Origin of the sequence: Campylobacter suis (assembly GCF_905120475.1) — a bacterium.
Classification (GTDB): Bacteria; Campylobacterota; Campylobacteria; order Campylobacterales; family Campylobacteraceae; genus Campylobacter_A; species Campylobacter_A suis.
In genome coordinates, this window is the sequence record NZ_CAJHOE010000001.1 from 214616 (window position 1) to 232474 (window position 17859).

The 17859-nt window shown below is 37.7% G+C and carries 16 protein-coding genes and 1 pseudogene; 13 read left to right on the plus strand and 4 right to left on the minus strand.

The features are described 5' to 3' along the window. Positions 1-57 precede the first annotated feature (57 nt). From LQV35_RS01115 to mnmC, 12 genes and pseudogenes are all read left to right on the plus strand, one after another. Complete coding sequence (locus LQV35_RS01115; RefSeq protein ID WP_230056031.1) at positions 58-528, plus strand: fibronectin type III domain-containing protein; 471 nt, start codon at positions 58-60, stop codon at positions 526-528. Continuing rightward, the gene (trmB, locus tag LQV35_RS01120) at positions 528-1712 is read left to right on the plus strand and encodes a tRNA (guanosine(46)-N7)-methyltransferase TrmB (protein WP_230056032.1); all 1185 of its coding nucleotides are present in this window, start codon (positions 528-530) and stop codon (positions 1710-1712) included. The genes LQV35_RS01115 and trmB overlap by 1 nt, the downstream gene beginning before the upstream one ends. Further along, entirely contained in the window at positions 1700-2371 is a 672-nt protein-coding gene (locus tag LQV35_RS01125; RefSeq protein WP_230056033.1) for a cell division ATP-binding protein FtsE, read from the plus strand. The genes trmB and LQV35_RS01125 overlap by 13 nt, the downstream gene beginning before the upstream one ends. Next, on the plus strand, positions 2358-3158 hold the full coding sequence (locus tag LQV35_RS01130; protein ID WP_230056034.1) for a cell division FtsX domain-containing protein: 801 nt from the start codon (positions 2358-2360) through the stop codon (positions 3156-3158). The genes LQV35_RS01125 and LQV35_RS01130 overlap by 14 nt, the downstream gene beginning before the upstream one ends. A 1-nt stretch (position 3159) precedes the next feature. After that, positions 3160-4398, plus strand: coding sequence for a murein hydrolase activator EnvC family protein (locus LQV35_RS01135; RefSeq protein ID WP_230056035.1), 1239 nt, complete (start codon positions 3160-3162; stop codon positions 4396-4398). A gap of 60 nt (positions 4399-4458) precedes the next feature. Beyond that, positions 4459-5175 (plus strand): UMP kinase, encoded by a 717-nt coding sequence (pyrH, locus tag LQV35_RS01140; RefSeq protein WP_230056036.1) that lies wholly within the window; start codon positions 4459-4461, stop codon positions 5173-5175. Positions 5176-5192: 17 nt separating this feature from the next. After that, positions 5193-5408: a DNA-directed RNA polymerase subunit omega gene (locus LQV35_RS01145; RefSeq protein WP_230056037.1), complete on the plus strand. Its 216-nt coding sequence runs from the start codon at positions 5193-5195 to the stop codon at positions 5406-5408. Next, on the plus strand, positions 5395-7584 hold the full coding sequence (locus LQV35_RS01150; RefSeq protein WP_230056038.1) for a RelA/SpoT family protein: 2190 nt from the start codon (positions 5395-5397) through the stop codon (positions 7582-7584). The genes LQV35_RS01145 and LQV35_RS01150 overlap by 14 nt, the downstream gene beginning before the upstream one ends. 11 nt (positions 7585-7595) lie before the next feature. After that, positions 7596-8801 carry a tyrosine--tRNA ligase gene (gene tyrS / locus LQV35_RS01155; RefSeq protein ID WP_230056039.1) on the plus strand — a complete coding sequence of 402 codons (1206 nt, stop codon included), beginning with the start codon at positions 7596-7598 and terminating at the stop codon, positions 8799-8801. Continuing rightward, positions 8801-9898, plus strand: a complete 1098-nt coding sequence (locus tag LQV35_RS01160; RefSeq protein ID WP_230056040.1) for a nitronate monooxygenase — start codon at positions 8801-8803, stop codon at positions 9896-9898. Before tyrS ends, LQV35_RS01160 begins: the two co-directional genes overlap by 1 nt. Before the next feature lie 607 nt (positions 9899-10505). Then, positions 10506-11303, plus strand: a pseudogene (locus LQV35_RS09185) (N-acetylmuramoyl-L-alanine amidase family protein); the annotation flags it as partial. Between the two features lie 8 nt (positions 11304-11311). Next, positions 11312-13195, plus strand: a complete 1884-nt coding sequence (gene mnmC, locus LQV35_RS01170) for a bifunctional tRNA (5-methylaminomethyl-2-thiouridine)(34)-methyltransferase MnmC2/FAD-dependent 5-carboxymethylaminomethyl-2-thiouridine(34) oxidoreductase MnmC1 (RefSeq protein WP_230056042.1) — start codon at positions 11312-11314, stop codon at positions 13193-13195. 26 nt (positions 13196-13221) lie between these two features. Here the strand turns inward: mnmC and LQV35_RS01175 are convergent, their stop codons facing one another. Genes LQV35_RS01175 through tupB form a run of 4 tightly spaced genes read right to left on the minus strand, consistent with a single transcriptional unit; the run spans position 13222 to position 16935 of the window. Continuing rightward, positions 13222-14436 (minus strand): glucose-6-phosphate isomerase, encoded by a 1215-nt coding sequence (locus tag LQV35_RS01175; RefSeq protein WP_230056723.1) that lies wholly within the window; start codon positions 14434-14436, stop codon positions 13222-13224. After that, complete coding sequence (gene galU, locus LQV35_RS01180; RefSeq protein WP_230056043.1) at positions 14423-15253, minus strand: UTP--glucose-1-phosphate uridylyltransferase GalU; 831 nt, start codon at positions 15251-15253, stop codon at positions 14423-14425. The genes LQV35_RS01175 and galU overlap by 14 nt, the downstream gene beginning before the upstream one ends. 30 nt (positions 15254-15283) lie before the next feature. Then, the gene (gene tupC, locus LQV35_RS01185) at positions 15284-16246 is read right to left on the minus strand and encodes a tungstate ABC transporter ATP-binding protein TupC (RefSeq protein WP_230056044.1); all 963 of its coding nucleotides are present in this window, start codon (positions 16244-16246) and stop codon (positions 15284-15286) included. Further along, the gene (gene tupB, locus LQV35_RS01190; protein WP_230056045.1) at positions 16243-16935 is read right to left on the minus strand and encodes a tungstate ABC transporter permease TupB; all 693 of its coding nucleotides are present in this window, start codon (positions 16933-16935) and stop codon (positions 16243-16245) included. Before tupB ends, tupC begins: the two co-directional genes overlap by 4 nt. A gap of 93 nt (positions 16936-17028) precedes the next feature. Between tupB and tupA the strand changes: the two genes are divergently transcribed. Then, positions 17029-17847, plus strand: coding sequence for a tungstate ABC transporter substrate-binding protein TupA (gene tupA / locus LQV35_RS01195; protein ID WP_230056046.1), 819 nt, complete (start codon positions 17029-17031; stop codon positions 17845-17847). The last annotated feature ends 12 nt before the right edge of the window (positions 17848-17859 follow it).

Genomic DNA, 17859 nt, shown 5'->3' on the forward strand with positions numbered 1-17859 from the left:
AAAAATATCGTAGCAAGCAAAAATGCCCCAAAAAAGATCATACTAACTTGGGATAGTGTGAGTTTTGATGACTTTTCGCACTATAATATCTATAGGACTTCGAGTAAATTTTTACCATATTCGCATATCGCAAAAGTTAGTGGCAACAGCTATGAAGACCTTGTAAATGATAATGGCGCCACGATGTATTATAAAATAACTGTTGTAGATAAAGATGAGCTTGAAAGCTTGAGGCAAGATGAGGGTGTTGTTGGCATGACGCTTGGCGAACCAGCTGCACCAGTGCTAACATCGGCAAATTTTGATGGAAGCAGTATATATCTTTCTTGGAGTGGAGTTGCTAGAGCAAATTCTTATACGATAGTACGAAGTGGCGGTGCGGATAAAAAGATAAATGGCATTAATGCAACTACCTACACAGATACAGCTTTGCGGCAGGGTCAAAGTTATGAGTATAAGATAATGGCGGTTGATGAATATGGTATCACATCAAAAGCTTCAAACACCATAAAAGTAAGCACAAAATAATGCCAAATTTTATAGCAAAAAAACTAAAACCCGTAAAATATCCTTTTGTCAAAGATCAAGTAGAGTTGCTTTGGGAGGTGCAAGGAAGAGGCGAAAAGCTTATTTGCACCCAAAGTTTGGGAGAGACATTTTTTATAACTTTAAAACAAAAAAGTGATGGAAATTTCGTTGTAAAGGGCGATAAACTAAGTAAGCCAGCAAGAATCTCATCTCTTCAAAAGGCACTTTGTTTTTATAAAGACAACCTAGCAGATGATATACTTAGCGAAGCTATACAAAACAAGAGTAAAAAAGAGCCTCAAAAGCTCGCAAGTGTTGTTGAGGATGATAAAATTTTAGAGCTTTTGGATTTTATCAAAGACTACGATAAAATTTTTATAGAGATAGGTTTTGGCTCTGGCAGGCATTTGCTTTTTCAGGCTAAAAATAACCCAGATGCGCTTTTTATTGGCATAGAAGTTTATAAGCCAAGCATAGAGCAAGTAAGTAAGCTTGCAAGTGTTCAAAATTTACAAAATATCAAGCTTTTAAATACTGACGCAAGGCTATTTTTATCACTTGTTGGCTCAAATATCATAGATAGAATTTATCTGCATTTTCCAGTGCCATGGGATGATAGCCCACATCGCCGTGTGGTTTCATCTGAGTTTGCCACAGAGTGTGAGCGTGTACTAAAAGTGGGCGGTGTTTTTGAGCTTAGAAGCGACAGTAAGATGTATGTTGATTTTACTTGTGCGACTTTTTTGGAGCTAAGAAATTCAAAAATTTCAATACAAAAAAATGTCGATCTTGAAGTCTCAAGTAAATATGAAGACCGCTGGAAGAGCCAAGATAAGGATATTTTTGACCTATTTTATACAGCTAAAAGCCAAAGTGATGAGTTAGTTGCGCTTGATGATATGGTTTTTACAGATACTTATGATACTAAAAAAGTAGTACAGAACTTTAAAAATGAGACGATAAAGTATGATGATTTTTTTGTCCATTTTGAAGAAATTTATCATAATAAAAACGGTATCGTAGTCATTAGGGTTGCGTTTGGCTCGTTTAATAAACCAGAGCATAGCTTTATAAAATTTGAAGACAAAAAGTGTGAGTATTTTATAAAAAAACCGCTTTTAACGCGTACAAATTTGCAAGCACACGAGAAAATAAAGGAAATTTTAGCAAAATGCAAAGCATAATACAAGCCAGAAATTTGATGCTCTCATACGAACATGAAGAGATTATTATAAAAGATGCAAATTTTGATATTAGAAAAAACGACTTTGTGTTTATCACTGGAAAAAGCGGAAGTGGTAAATCAACGCTTTTAAAATCACTTTACGGAGAGATAGTGCCTAGGGCTGGTGCACTTGAGGTTTGCTTAAACTCATTGATAGGCATTAGTGAGAAAAATTTAAATAAAGTCAGACAAAAAATAGGTATCATTTTTCAAAATTACCGCCTTATAAATGAGTGGAGCGTAGAGAAAAATGTTATGCTTCCCTTAATCATAAAAGGAATTTCTCAAAGCACCTGCAAAGCACAAGCTGCAAAGCTTCTAAATCATGTAAATATGCTTCATAAAGCACACAAGTATCCACTTGAACTAAGTGGTGGCGAGCAGCAGAGGGTAGCCATGGCTAGGGCTTTAGCGCATAATCCAGATATCTTGCTTTGCGATGAGCCAACGGGCAACCTTGATGAGTACTCTAGCGATGTTATTTGGTCGCTTTTAAACTCAGCAAAAGAGTATCTTGGAACTACTATAGTTGTTGTTACGCACCATATCCCAACCACGCTTCGCATACCTTATCGCCATTTTGTTATAAATGATGGAGATGTTAATGAGATCGCTTAAAAACAACATTGGATTTATCCTGGCGCTGGTTGCTATTTTAGCTAGTATACAATTTAGTTTTCTTTCAAATACGGTGGTTAAAAACTACGAGCAACTCATGGCAAATGACTATAATATCGTGTTAGTAATAACAAAAGAGATAGATGAAAATTTTATTCGACCGATAGTTCCAACATTTAGATCGCTTGAAAATTTAGGAACTCAAAAGATTATTGAGCGCCTTTCAAACGACATATCATCTAAAAATTTATCAATACTACAAAACACATTGCCAAAATTTTATTCCCTTAAACTAAATTCCTTTCCAAGTACTGAGTATATGAAAGAAATTCGCTCAAAGCTTTTAAAACTAGATGGCATTACAAAGATCGAGACTTTTTCAAAAACACACGATAAAGTTTATAAAATTTTAAACATAACACGCACTCTTTCGTATGTATTTATGGGACTTATAGCAGTTATTGGCACGCTTTTAATGGCAAGACAGATAAGCCTTTGGATATATCAAAATAAGGAGCGTATTGAGATTATGAGCCTTTTTGGAGCATCTTTTATGCTAAAAAGTGCTGTGCTTTATAAAAGTGCTGTGCTTGATGCTATCATTGCGACCGTTGCTGTTGTTTGTTTGTTTGAGTTTTTACCAAATTTCTCGCAAGTAGCAAGTATGGTTTCACAAATAGACATTGTGCTACCTTCCATTATGCTTGAAGAGGTGTTTGTGCTTGCTGGTGTGGCTTTTTTGCTTAGTATGTTTGTTGTTAGTATAGTAATGGCGAAGGCTAAGTAAGTTGAATAAGAAATTTCTAGCACTCATTCTACTTTCTTGTGCCTTGTTTGGCGCGCCTAGCACAAAAGAAAAGATTAGCGACTCAAAAAAGACGCTAAGATCAAGTGAAAAGATGAGTTTGCAACTAAATAAAAAGCTTGACGAGCTTGCTAGTGACATCATAAATGGCGATAAAAATTTAAAAAATATAAATGCAGATATCGCTAAGCTCAAAACTCAAATTTCAGTTCTTGAAGGTAATGCGACTGAAGCAAACAAAGAGCTTAAAGAGCTAACATCACAAAACAAAGATCTTATGCAAACACAAAAAGAGATAGAACAAAACATCGTTCGTATCATAGCTGAGGACTTTTCGCTCGATCTTATCTTAGATGATCAAGGGGTTAGTGAGAGCGAGGAGAGCATAGTCGCAACTCAAATTTTGGCTAAGTTAAACAATGTCTTAAGAGATGACTTTAAAAAGATGGCAAAAGACTATGAGACTACATTAAATTTGATCAAAAATAAATCTGACAAAATAAACAAGATAGAAGACAGCATAAAAGAGTATAAAAGCAAGCAGTCTGAGCTGCTAAGTCTTAGCGATAAGCAAAAAAGTACTCTTGCAAATTTGCGCCGAGATAAGGAAATTTATACTAAAAAGCTAGCAAAACTTCAGTCTCAACAAGATGAGATACGAAAGACACTTGAAGAGCTTTCTATCATCGCAAAGCGTGAAGATGAAGAGGCTGCTAGAGCTAAAGAGCAAGCAGCTGCAGCCAAAAAAGCTAAAAAGAAAGATCAAAAACAAGATAGTTCTGATAGCGTAAGGCAGGTGGGTTCTGGATATCAAAAAAGTGCTGTTAAGCGTTATACTGGTGCAAAGACTATCGCTCCGCTTGATAATTATACAGTAAAGCAAAAATTTGGCAACTATGTTGATCCGATTTATAATATCAAAATTTTTAACGAGTCCGTTGTCCTACGCTCAAATACCCCAGACGAAAAGGTAAAAAGTGTCTTAAATGGAAAAGTTGTTTTTGCTAAACAAACTCCACTACTTGAAAATGTTGTCATCGTTGAAAATGAGAATAATATACACACCATCTATGCTCACCTTAGCCATATCGCGCCAAATATAAAAGTCGGTACAAGAGTGCAAAAGGGCGCGATAATAGGACGCATTAGAGATGAGCTAACTTTTGAAGTTACGCAAAAAAATTACCACATTGATCCACTCGAACTTATCGGCGGAAAGTAACGATATTAGCCGCTTTTAAAGCTTTTTTTGGTAAAATTGGCAAAATTTAAGGAGTAAGATATGGGCAAGAAAAAGCGTGTTTTGGTAAAATTTTCAGGTGAAGCTTTGGCTGGTGCAAATGGTTTTGGTATAGACAGCTTGATACTAAAATTTATAGCTGATGAGATAAAAAGTTTAATAGAAGCTGGCATAGAGGTTGGTATAGTCATTGGTGGTGGCAACATTATCCGTGGCGTAAGTGCTGCAAAAGATGGAATCATAAGACGAACAAGTGGTGATCACATGGGCATGCTAGCAACCGTCATAAACTCAATAGCTATGCGTGAAGCTTTGGAGCGTAGCGGGCTTGATGTACGCGTTCAAAGTGCTATAAAGATGGAGGCTATCTGTGAAACATTTATAGTTGGCAGAGCTAACCGTCATTTAGAAAAAAATAGAGTTGTGATATTTGCTGCTGGTACGGGTAATCCTTTCTTCACAACAGATACTGCAGCTACTTTACGAGCGATTGAGATCGGCTCAGATATGATTATTAAAGCTACAAAAGTAGACGGAGTTTATGATAGAGATCCAAATAAATTTGATGATGCAAAATTACTAAAGTCGCTAAGTTATGAGCAGGCTATGCAAGATGATATAAAAGTTATGGATGATACCGCTATAGCTTTAGCAAAAGACAATTCACTGCCGATTTTAGTTTGTAACATGTTTAAAGAGGGTAACCTTTTACGCATTATACAAAACGAAGAAAATGCAGCTTATTCAATCGTAAAATAAAAATTTAAAGGACAAAAATGAGAACAGAACAAATAACAGCAAGAGCACTAAAACAAGTTGGAGATGACAGATATAAGCTTTCGCTTATCGTTGCAAAGCGTGCCGAAGCACTTGCTAATGGCGCAAATGTTTTGGTTGCAGCTGATACAAGCAAGATGAAATTTGCAGACATTGCGTTACTTGAAGTGGCTGAAGGCAAGATCGGCTTAGAGGCATTTGTTGAAGAAAAATAACATCTTTATAGATGAGCTGATCGAAGAGATAAGACTTTGTCGTAGCGTTCAGGCGGCTAAGGAGCTTCTTTTTTCACTGTTTCCTGTTTCTGCTCAAGTAGAAAAGGCGATAGATTATTGTGTTACTTCGCATGCAGGACAGTATAGAAAGAGTGGCGAGCCTTATGCTATACACCCCATCTTAGTCTCATCGATCGTCGCTTATATGGGCGGTGATGAAGATATGCTTATGGCTGCTATCTTACACGATGTTGTTGAAGATACGAGCACAGAGCTATCTGATATTAGAGCTAATTTTGGTGATGGGGTAACAAAGCTTGTTGAAGGGCTTACAAAGATTGTTAGTATCCGAGAGGATAAGCTCGTAAGTTCTGATAGTAACGAACGCTTGGCAAACTCGGCGCTAACTTTTCGTCGCATGCTTCTTATATCCATAGAAGATGTACGAGTTTTAGTCGTAAAACTTTGTGATAGATTGCATAATATGCTAACACTTCAGGCTTTAAAACCTGAAAAACAAAAGCGTATAGCCGAAGAGACGCTCATGGTTTATGCACCCATAGCCCATAGACTTGGAATTTCATCGATAAAAAATTTGCTTGAAGATCTGAGTTTTAGATATGTTTTGCCGCAAGAGTATGAAAAAATAGATAGTTACTTAAATGAGCATAAGCAGCAACTTGCACTTAAACTTAACGCATTTTACGACAAAGTCTCAGTACTTTTACTACAAAATGGTTTTAGTGACGGTAGTTTTGAGATACAAAAACGCATAAAACACCACTACTCTATCTATCTAAAAATGCAACGCAAGGGTATCTCTATCGAAGAGGTGCTTGACTTGTTGGCGATTAGAATTTTGGTTAATGACCCACAAAGCTGTTATCTTGCGCTTGGGAATTTGCATATAAATTTTAGTCCTCTCATATCAAGATTTAAAGACTATGTGGCGCTTCCAAAGCAAAACGGCTATCAGACGATACATACAACGATATTTGATGATAAAAGTATATTTGAAGTACAAATCAGAAGCTATGATATGCACAAAACAGCAGAATACGGTGTCGCCGCCCACTGGAAGTATAAAAACGGAAAAGAGGGCTTGTTAAATCCAAAGCTTGACTGGTTAAGCGACATAAGTATGCAAAATGAGGCTGAGAATAACCCAGAAGAGCTTTATGAGTATGCAAAAGATAGCCTTTATATAGAAGATATAGCTGTTTATTCGCCAAAAGGTACGATATTTACCCTGCCAAGAGGTGCGACTGCGCTTGATTATGCCTATGAGGTGCATACTCAGATTGGACTTTATGCAAAAGAGGCTTACATAAACCGAGTGAAAATGCCCCTTTTGACTGAACTAAAAAATGGCGACATAGTTCGTATAGTAACTGATGATGAGCCAAAATACCGATGTTCGTGGATAAGTAGCGTTCGCACAGGAAAGGCTAGGGCTACCATTCGTTCGTATTGTAAGCAAAAGATAAAAGATATTAATCACAATGCCGCCGTTGATATTTTGGTAAATATATTTGATGTGCCAAAGGCAAAAGTTTTGCAATGGTGTGAGAGTGAAAATTTAACTAAAAAATTGCACAAGATAGCTACGGATTCGGTATTTTTAAAAGATGTTGTAAGTATGCTTAAAAAAAATGTGCGTAAAGAACGCCCATTTTTACTAGGACTTGGTGATAAATATGAGGTAAAAAAACAAAAATTTGAAAATATTGTGATATACTCAAACCATAAAATTTCTAGTGTCGAGTTTGATTATTGTTGCAACCCAAAAAGGGGAGACAGTATCATAGGTTTTCAGTATGGACATAGCGTGAGCGTACATCATAAGCTTTGTGAGCGTTCAGCAAAACTGATGGAGCAACGCGTACCGATGATATTTGTAAAATGGACAAGAAATGCCCCACATCGCTACAAAATCATCTTAAATTTAGAAAATCGCAAGGGTGCGTTGGCTGAGTTTTTAACCTACTTAGCAAGGCTTGATGTAAATTTAGCGACCATTAAGCTAAATGAGAGTACTGATGTAGCTGGCGAGCTTTTTGTAATGAGTGTTGAGATTGCTGAAAATATCGATGCAAACGATGTTCGCGATAAGCTTAGAGATCGTTTTAAGGTTATTGACTTTGTGTCATTAAATGATCCCTATCATAATAACTAAAAGGAGAGAAAATGGCTGACTTGGCTAAGATAATGCAAGAGATAAAACGCGGTGTTGCCGAGATGATAGATGAGGAACGCGTAGAAAATTTAATAAAAAATTTTTATGAAAAGGGTGAGAATTTCTATGTCAAAGCGGGCTTTGACCCAACGGCTCCAGACCTTCATTTAGGGCACTCTGTTGTTTTAGCTAAAATGGCACTTTTGCAAAAGCACGGAGCAATTATCCAGTTTTTAATAGGCGATTTTACAGGGCAGATCGGTGATCCAAGTGGCAAGTCAGCAACTAGAAAAAAGCTAGATCGCGAAACTGTTATGAAAAATGCCAAGACTTACGAAGAGCAGGTTTTTAAAATTTTAGATCCAAGCAAAACTAAGATAATGTTTAACTCAACATGGTCTAACGAGCTAGGCGCTGCTGGCGTTATAGAGCTTACTAGCACTTTTCCAGTAGCTAGAATGCTAGAGCGCGATGATTTTGAAAAGCGACTAAAAGCGGGCACTCCGATAAGCATAAGCGAGTTTATGTATCCGCTACTTCAAGGATATGATAGTGTCGCGATGAAGTGCGATATCGAGATGGGCGGAACGGATCAGAAATTTAACCTTCTCATGGGGCGCACCCTTCAGCGCGTTTATAATGTCGGCAAAGAGCAAGCTGTCATCATGATGCCACTTCTTGAAGGGCTTGATGGCGTAAATAAGATGAGTAAAAGTCTAGGTAATTATATCGGCGTGACAGATAATGCAAATGATATGTTTGCTAAAACCTTAAGCATATCAGATGAGCTTATGTGGCGCTGGTATGAGCTACTTAGTGCAAAGTCAAATGATGAGATTTTAGCCCTTAAAACAGCCGTTGAAAAAGGCGAGTATCATCCTAAAAAGGCAAAAGAAGACCTTGCTTTTGAGATCACAGCTCGCTATCATGATGAAGCGGCGGCTCAAAAGGCAAGAGATGAGTTTAACAGCGTGCATGCAAGTGGCGAATTGCCAAGTGATATGCCTTGCTTTGAGATGAGCGCACCTGCTTGGATAGTGGAGGCTCTTAGTACTTGCAAGCTAGCTCCAACAAACTCACAAGCTCGCAGAGATATCGCAGCAAACGCCGTTAGCATAGATCAACAAAAGATAAAAGATGAGCAGCTTAAGCTTGAGGCAGGCGAATATGTCTTGCAAGTAGGCAAGAAAAAATTTGCAAAATTAAAGGTAAAATAATGCAACTTCAGCCAGTAAAAATAGGTCAATACGAGATAAAAATTCCAATCATTCAAGGTGGCATGGGGCTTGGTATCAGCTGGGACAAGCTTGCTTCAGCAGTTAGTATGGAAGGCGCGCTTGGTGTTATAAGCTCGGTAGGTACTGGACATTATGAAAACCGTGCTCATATCAGCAAAGAATTAAACTTAAAACCCCTAGGCAGTGAAAATTTTTACTCTCGTGAAGGCTTAAAAGCTATCATAGACAATGCTCGCAAAAAGTGTGGGGATATGCCGCTAGGAGTAAATATCATGTATGCGGCAAATGATTATGCAAGGGTTGTAAAAGATGCCTGTGAGGCTGGTTTTAACATCATCATCTCAGGCGCAGGTCTTCCTACAAATTTACCTGAATTTACGCAAAATTTTAAACATGTAGCGCTAGTCCCCATAGTAAGTTCTGCAAAAGCCCTTAAAATCATTTGCAAACGCTGGCAGCAACGCTATAACCGCCTACCAGATGCAGTTGTGCTTGAAGGTCCGCTAAGTGGCGGTCATCAGGGCTTTACATATGAACAGTGCCTAGATCCTGAGTATCAGCTTGAAAAGTTAATCCCTCAAGTAAAAGCTGAGATAAAAGAGTGGGGCGACTTTCCATTGTTTGCAGCGGGTGGAATTTGGGATAAAGAAGATATCAAAAAGGCTATTGAGCTTGGTGCAGATGGCGTTCAAATGGGCACAAGGTTTATAGGTACACATGAGTGTGATGCGCATGAAAATTTAAAACAAATGCTAATAGAGGCAAAGCAAGAGGATATAAAGCTGATAAAAAGCCCAGTTGGCTACCCAGCTCGTGGTATAAATACAAATTTATTTTCCCTTATAGAAAAGAAACTAGCGCCAAAAATTCAATGTATCAGCAACTGCGTAGCCCCATGCCAGCGTGGCAAAGAGGCAAAAGAGGTTGGGTATTGTATCGCGGACCGCTTATTTGATGCTTTTAGTGGCGTAAAAGAAACAGGGCTATTTTTTACCGGGGCAAATGGATATAAACTAAAAGAGATTATAAGCGTAAAAGAGCTTATAAAAAAGCTTACTCATGGTGAAAATGCGTAAAATTTTTATCCTTTTGCTAATGGCTTTGTCGCTATTTGCTAGCTCTGCCATTGAGAGATTTGATACTAGTTTTGATGGTGGCTCAAAAAATGTAAAGACAAAAATTCATGAGGATCTTAAAAAGCTTTATATGAACGCCATTTTAAAGAGTGATAATGCTTTAAAAATGCAAACTCTTACCCGCCTTATTCAAAGCTCAAAGGCACTTGGGCTAAACTCCAGTGGATATGAAAATGACCTAAAAAAACTAGGTGGTCGCATAAGTGGCACAAAAAACTCTAGCCAAAGTAAGCCATCTAACTCTAGTCGGCTTTATTTACTTAGCGCTAGTAAAGGTGATAATGTTTTAAACCTAAAATTCAATCAAGAAATTTCTTCAAATGAGCTTAAAATTTTTACCCTAAATAACAACAATAAATACCGAAATGTCATAGACATAAAAGGCGTTTTAAATGGCAAGGGCCTTACTTATAAAAATTTTTTAGTTGATGAGATACGCATAGGTCAGTTTGATAAAAGCACGGTTCGTATAGTATTTAGTGATACATCTCAAAGCAATATCGATATACAAGTTGCTGGAAATATGCTTATCTTAACAAATAAAAAATTTGTAAATAACGCAAAGCAAAGCAGCTCCATAAAGGACAAAGCTACAACAAAACCAAAGCAGCAAAGCCAGACAAAACAAGCTCCTTTAGCCGTAAATTCAAACAAAAAGATACCTTCTCTTGTGGTTGTCATAGACCCTGGGCATGGGGGCAATGATCCTGGTGCAGTAAATGGAAATTTAAAGGAAAAAATAGCCGTCTTAGCAGTTTCAAAAAAACTTGCTAAGGAGCTTCAAAAGCAAGGACACAAGGTCTATTTTACTAGAAACACAGATATTTTTATAAATCTTCGTTCAAGGACAAAATTTGCAAATGACAAAATGGCTGATCTTTTCATCTCAGTACATGCAAATGCCGCCCCAAATGCCGCTAAGGCTAAAACTATGGATGGTATCGAGACATTTTTCCTATCACCAGCACGCTCTGAGCGTAGTAAAAATGCCGCCGCACTTGAAAATAAATCTGATATCGAAGAGATGAACTATTTCTCTCAACAAACATTTTTAAATTTCTTAAACCGTGAAAAGATTATCGCTTCAAATAAGCTGGCTATCGATGTTCAGCGTGAGTTATTAAAAAACACTAGAGCAAGATATAAGGGCGTGAGTGATGGTGGAGTAAGAGAGGCGCCTTTTTGGGTGCTTGTGGGCGCGCTTATGCCGGCAGTTTTAGTAGAGATAGGCTATATCACACATCCAGTTGAAGGACCTAGGTTGTATGAGGATGCATATCAAAATGCCCTTGCAAAGGGTATAGCTGACGGTGTAGCGGCATATTTTAGAAACAACAAATTTTAGACACAAAGATGAAAAAGCCACGGCTAAGTTTTAAGGGCGATACAGCTTATAGTGAGGATTTTAACGACATTTATTTTAATACTGACGGCGCAAGGGCTGAGAGTGAATATGTCTTTGCTAGTGCAGTTGATGAAATTTGGGATAACCAAGATAGCTTTATTGTAGCTGAGCTTGGCTTTGGGGCTGGACTAAATTTTTTAAATCTTTGTCAAAAATTTAAAAATAGCTCTAAAAAGCTACACTTTGTAAGCGTAGAGGCATTTTTAATGGATGCTAAGGATATGGTTAAAATCTATGCTAAACTTGGCACGCTAAAACAAGATGCAACTCGCCTTGCAAAACTTTTACCACCTCGTGTTGCTGGCATACATCGTATAAATTTTGCTTCAAATATAACACTTGATCTTTGCCTTGGCGATGCAAGCTTAATGCTTAATGAGCTTGATTTTCAAGCTGATGTTTGGTTTTTAGATGGATTTGCACCAAGTAAAAATGAAACTATGTGGAGCACTGAAATTTTTAATCAGATAGCTCGCCTTAGTAGATTAAAAGCTATTGCCAGAACATACTCTTGTGCAAAAATCGTGCGTGAAAATTTTGCCTTATCTGGTTTTTTATTAGAGCTTCGTAAAGGTTATGCCAAAAAGCGTCAGATGAGTCATGCTGTGTTAAATGAAAAGAGCGAGCTTATCAAAGAGCCGTATTTTAGCCGCCCTAAGCCTTCAAATGGTAAAAATGTACTGATAATAGGCGCTGGTGTTGCTGGGTGTGTGAGCGCGTTTATGCTTAGTGCTCTTGGTTTTAAAACTACTATCGCAGAGATGCATGAAGAGCTAGCTACAAACGGCTCTGGTAATCACTGCGGCATACTTGTTCCGCTTTTAACAAAACCAGATGTAAATCTTGGTCGTATGCATATAAATGCCTTTTTGCAAGCCGTAAATTTTTATAAAAATACGATGAGTAAAAAAGAGATAGAATTTAGCGGCGCTTGGGAATTTGCTTTTGATGATATGCTAAAAGGTAGATATTTTTTACATAAGGGCATCAATGATGAAATTTTTTCTTTTGATATGATGGCAAGACCCTATCCAGCGGTATTTATAAAAGATGGAGCGACTGCTCGCCCTAAAAAGATGTGCAAAAAAGCAGCCCGCGGGCAAAATATACTTTTTAAGCACCGATACATAAGCCATAAACACCTTAAAAGTGGTAAAATAAGCGTTAAGTTTGATGGACAAAAAAGCGTGCAAACAGATATTTTGATCTTTGCAACAGGTAGTCATAGTGTGCAAATTTTCAAAAACCTACCCATAAGCTCGGTGCGAGGTCAAGTAACTCATGTTGATAAGATACTTGATATATCGGCTGCACTGAGTGCAAAAGGTTATATCACGCCAGCTAAAGATGGCATTCAAGTAGTAGGCGCAACATACTCTAGAAATGAAATTTATGACCTGCCAAGAGATAGTGATGATACTGAAAATTTAGAAAAAATAAGCGAGCTTTTAATTCAAGATTTATCCCAAAAAATACAAAAAAACGACCTTAGCAAAGTAGAGATTTTAGGCTCAAGAGTAGGGTATAGAAGCTATAGTTCAGATCGTTTTCCTATCATAGGAGCATTGCATGATGAAGCAGCTTATATGCGTGATTTTGGTGATCTTTTTTGGAGCAAGAAAAAACCAAGTGCCTTAAGAGCTAGCTATGAGCCAAATGTTTTTGTAAATTTTGCTCATGGTTCAAGAGGGCTTGGCACGGCTGTTCTTGGGGCGACACTGCTTTGCGATCTAATAACCGGTAGACCTCTTTGCATAGAAAAGTCCCTATTTAACGAGCTACACTCGGCTAGATTTTTAGTGCGAAAGTTAAAAAAAGGGATAAAGGGGTAAATTTACCACCTTACTTTTAAGAAAAATTACTTTAAAAGCATTGTTTTTAAAATGCGTTTACCAATCTCAACACCTGGCTGATCGTAGGTGTTTATGCCTAGCATTATTCCAGTAGCTGAAGTTAGTAGCTCATAGTAGTAGATGAGATATCCTATGTGCCACTCATCAAGCCTGTCAAGCTCTATAACATCGACACTTAAACCCTCTTGTACAAGAGCTTTTATAGTCGAATCGCACTGCATATTAAGTAGCTTTGCAAGCTCAAGTCCAGCCACAAAGTCACAGCTTTCAAGTCCAGAAAGTGAGATATTTGGAATTTTTATAGCCTCATTTTGTGCTATTTTTATAAAAGTTATTGTTTTATCTTTCATTCCGTCCATTATGAGTTGCAAAAAGCTATGCTGGTCGCGACTCCCAATAAGCCCAATAGGAGTTCGTCCAATACGCTTATATCCCTTTTTCTTGCCCAGGCTTTCTGCCCAAAGCTGGACATACCAGTCATTAAATTCAAAAAAGCGATCAGAGTAGCTAAAGATGACATTTATATCAGCATTTCGGTGTATAGCGTAGTGATAAGCCTTTGCGACTAGACTATCATCACCTTGCTCTATATAGCGTGTTTGACATGCCTTTGCACCATCTAAAATAGCCCTTACATCATATCCACAAAGCATAAGTGGCACTATGCCAATCGCGCTTAGCACACTAAAGCGACCACCAACATTTTCTGGGATGTTAAAAACTGGTAAGTTTTTACTTTTTGCGTAAGCTTCTAGGCTTGTATTTGGATCTGTTATGACCATAAAATTTTTAGACATATCGCTTGGCTTATAAAGCTCTAGTAGACATTTAAACAAACTTATGGTTTCTATTGTGGTGCCTGATTTTGAGCTTATGATAAATAGAGTTTCACTAAAATTAATCTTGCTAGTAACGCTTAAAAATGTATGTGGATCTACATTATCAAGAAAAAAAAGCTCTCTTTTTGGCTCTTTTACATCAAGCATAGTATGTATAGCTTTTACTCCAAGGCTACTTCCGCCAATGCCTACAAGTACGATATTTTTTATATTATAAAGGTTTTTTTCATACTTTTTTGTCTGTTCTAAAATTTCAGCTGCGATTGATGGAAGATGATAGTATCCAACCTCACCACTTGCAAACTCATCGTTTATGCGAGTAGCAAAAGCTGATATGTCAGCACTTTTAGCAAGGTTAAAGAAAAAGTTATTTTTTACCATATTCTCTCTCATAAAAATAATTTGTTGCCTCTATAAAGCCCTCTATAGAGCCACAGTCAAATCTCCTACCTTTAAATTTGTATGCTAAAACCATACCCTGTTTTGCCTGTATTTTTAGTGCGTCAGTGATTTGAATTTCGCCATTTTTTCCTGGCTCTGTTCTTTCTAATATATCAAAAATATCTGGTGTTAAGATATATCTGCCAATTATCGCTAAGTTGCTTGGAGCATTAGCGGGCTCAGGCTTTTCAACCATATCATCAACCATCATAAGATCATTCTCGATATTTCGCCCACTTATAACTCCGTAACTTTTTGTTGCTTCCATAGGAACTTCCATTACTGCAACTATACTACATCGGTAGCGCTCATAAATTTTAACCATCTGAGAAAGGACATTTTCCCCGTGTTCATTTATGCAAAGATCATCTGCTAGTATCACACCAAAGGCTTCGTCACGCACAAGTGTTTTTCCAGTATATATAGCATGCCCAAGACCTCTCATCTCATTTTGTCTAGTAAATGAAAATTTGCAGCTATCCATAAGGGCGCGAATATCAGCAAGTAGTGGGTCTTTGCTTGTGCCAGCTATTTGGTGTTCAAGCTCATAGCTAATGTCAAAATAATCCTCCAAAGCTCTCTTGCCACGCCCAACAACAAATGCCATACTATCCATGCCAGCCTCGCGAGCCTCATCAACACCGTAATGCACTAAAGGTTTTGTGAGTATAGGAAGCATCTCTTTTGGTAAAGATTTAGTCGCTGGCAAGAAGCGAGTGCCATATCCTGCGGCTGGGAAAAGGCAAGTTTGTATCATTTTTATCCTTATTTGTTTTTTATTATTTTACTATTCTATGCTTAAAAAAGCCCGCTCATCGATGTTAAAATTTACTATTTTACCAGTTGTAAGCTCCTCTTTTTTGATACGAGTAGCCTCTATAACACATTTAATCAAAAAGTCGCCAGCCTTTATCTTAACAAGGGCGTTTTTGCCGTAGTAAAGAGATACTGAATGTAATATACCGCTAAAATTTGCATTTGGTTGGTTTATGTGGACTAAATTTTGATTTATGGCAACCTTTTTTGAATTTTGTAAATTTTGTGGCAAAACAAGGCTAAATTCGCCAAAATTTATAACACCATTGCTTGCTTCATAGATATTTTTTAACTCAAATTCACTAACCCGCCCATTGTGTAAAAATACACTCTCATCACTTATCGCACTTAACCACTTTTCATCATGGCTCGCGATGATGAAATTTGACCCCCACTCCTTTTTAGCGTATTCGATGGCTTTACTAAAAAGACGAGCCGTGCTTAGGTCAACGGCATTTGTAGGCTCGTCAAGTAAATTCAATCTTGCTCTTAGGCTTAAAAGCAGAGCAAATGCCACGCGTTTATTTTGCCCTGAGCTTAGCTCAAAGTGCCTCTTGTCTAAAAAACTCTCATCAAGCCCTACAAGCGATAGCGTTTCTTGCGTTCTCTCATTAAATTTATCCTGTGCTCCTGCGCTTTTTAGGGCAAATTTAAAATTTTCTCTCACACTTCTTTTTAAAAGGCTTGGCTCTGGTAGCATGATGGCTATGCTTTTTAGCTCATTTTGACTCATTTTAGATACAGGTTTACCCCAAATTTTTATACTGCCACTTTTTGGTTTTAAAAGTCCAGCTATGCACTTTAAAAGTGTGCTTTTGCCACTTCCGTTTGAGCCACAAAGCGCAGTTGTTACATTTGTATTTATGCACAAACTATTAATATCAAGCACATTAAAGTTTTTGTATTGAAATTTTAGATCTGAAATTTCTATCATCTATCTAGCCTTTTTAGTGCATGAATTAATAAATTTACGCCAAAAGCTATGGCGATTAACACAAGGGCTAGGGCAATACCCATGTTAAACTCGCCCTTACCTGTTTCTAGTGAGATGGCGGTTGTGATAGTGCGGGTAAAGTACTTTATATTTCCGCCTATTAGCATAGCTACACCAACTTCAGCAACGATGCGTCCATAAGCGGTGGCAACAACCACCATAAGCGAGTAGCGAAGCTCATAAAGCACGCATAGTGCGCATTCAAGTGGCTCTAGGCGGTAGGACATTATAGTTAGGCGGTGCTTTTCATCCATATTTTCAACTACGCTAGCACTTAGTGAAACAATAATGGGCAGTGCTAGCACAAACTGTCCGAGCATTACGGCTTTTAGGGTAAAAAGCAGCCCCAGCTCTCCAAGTGGTCCATTTCGCGTGATAAAGGCGTAGATAATAAGCCCGATGGCAACTGTTGGCATTGCAAGCATGGTATCGCTAATAAGCCTTAATGCCTTAAATCCAGCAAATTTGTAAAATCCCAAAATAAAACCCATCGGAAGTCCGAATAAAAGTGCTAAAATGATTGATACGCTAGAGCTTTTAAGTGTGGCAAAGATGGCTGAGTAGGTTGATTCGTCCCCATTAAAAAGCAGTCCAAAAGCACTTAAAATTCCATCTAAAATGAAATCCAATAAATATTCCTTTTTGTGTATTATTATAATGTTAACTTAATATGCTATAATAGCAGAAAATTTTTAAAACCAACCCAAATACAAGGAGAGAATATGAAAAAAATTTTACTTAGTTCGCTAGTTTTGGCTTCTGCGATGTTTGCAGCTGACACTGATTTAAACATGGCTACTACTACAAGCACGGCTGATACTGGCTTGCTAGATGCGATGGTTGAGGTTTATAAGGCTGATACTGGTGTGGATGTGAAATTTACAGCTGTTGGCACAGGTGCGGCACTAAAACTAGGACAAGACTGCAACGCTGATATACTTTTCGTGCATTCACCAAAAGTAGAGAAAGAATTCGTTGAAAAGGGTTACGGCGTAGAGCGCAAACCTGTAATGTATAACGACTTCGTTCTAATCGCAGATAAGTCAATCGCAGATAAATTTAAAGGCAAAGATCTAAAAGCTTCACTTGAGCTAATCAAAGCCCAAAATATCAAATTCGTCTCACGCGGCGATAAATCAGGTACAGACAATAAAGAAAAAGGTCTATGGAAAAAAGCTATCGGCGAAGTACCTGAAAAAGAGGGCTTTTACACTCAAATTGGTCAAGGCATGATAGCTACTATCAACGCAGCTGCTGAGCAAAAAGGCGTAACTCTAACAGATCGTGGCACATATATAAAATATGAAAGCAACAAAAACGGTAACCCTGAAATGGTCATCATCAATGAAGGCGACACTGATCTTAAAAATTTCTACTCAGTTATAGCAGTTAGCCCAAAACACTGCGCTAAAACAGATATAGAAAATGCTGATCGCTTCATCAAATGGGTAACAAGTCCAAAAGGTCAAGAGTTTATCGGTGCGTTTAAACTTATGAATAAACCACTATTTACACCAGACGCTGCAACTCGTGCAAACTAATTAAAAGGCGGA

Coding starts and splice junctions, on each gene's coding strand:
- tyrS (WP_230056039.1), top strand. CDS start 7,596: ATGGCTGACTTGGCTAAGATAATGCAAGAGATAAAACGCGGTGTTGCC.
- trmB (WP_230056032.1), top strand. CDS start 528: ATGCCAAATTTTATAGCAAAAAAACTAAAACCCGTAAAATATCCTTTT.
- LQV35_RS01175 (WP_230056723.1), bottom strand. CDS start 14,436: ATGGTAAAAAATAACTTTTTCTTTAACCTTGCTAAAAGTGCTGACATA.
- mnmC (WP_230056042.1), top strand. CDS start 11,312: ATGAAAAAGCCACGGCTAAGTTTTAAGGGCGATACAGCTTATAGTGAG.
- LQV35_RS01160 (WP_230056040.1), top strand. CDS start 8,801: ATGCAACTTCAGCCAGTAAAAATAGGTCAATACGAGATAAAAATTCCA.
- tupC (WP_230056044.1), bottom strand. CDS start 16,246: ATGATAGAAATTTCAGATCTAAAATTTCAATACAAAAACTTTAATGTG.
- pyrH (WP_230056036.1), top strand. CDS start 4,459: ATGGGCAAGAAAAAGCGTGTTTTGGTAAAATTTTCAGGTGAAGCTTTG.
- galU (WP_230056043.1), bottom strand. CDS start 15,253: ATGATACAAACTTGCCTTTTCCCAGCCGCAGGATATGGCACTCGCTTC.
- LQV35_RS01130 (WP_230056034.1), top strand. CDS start 2,358: ATGAGATCGCTTAAAAACAACATTGGATTTATCCTGGCGCTGGTTGCT.
- LQV35_RS01145 (WP_230056037.1), top strand. CDS start 5,193: ATGAGAACAGAACAAATAACAGCAAGAGCACTAAAACAAGTTGGAGAT.
- LQV35_RS01125 (WP_230056033.1), top strand. CDS start 1,700: ATGCAAAGCATAATACAAGCCAGAAATTTGATGCTCTCATACGAACAT.
- tupA (WP_230056046.1), top strand. CDS start 17,029: ATGAAAAAAATTTTACTTAGTTCGCTAGTTTTGGCTTCTGCGATGTTT.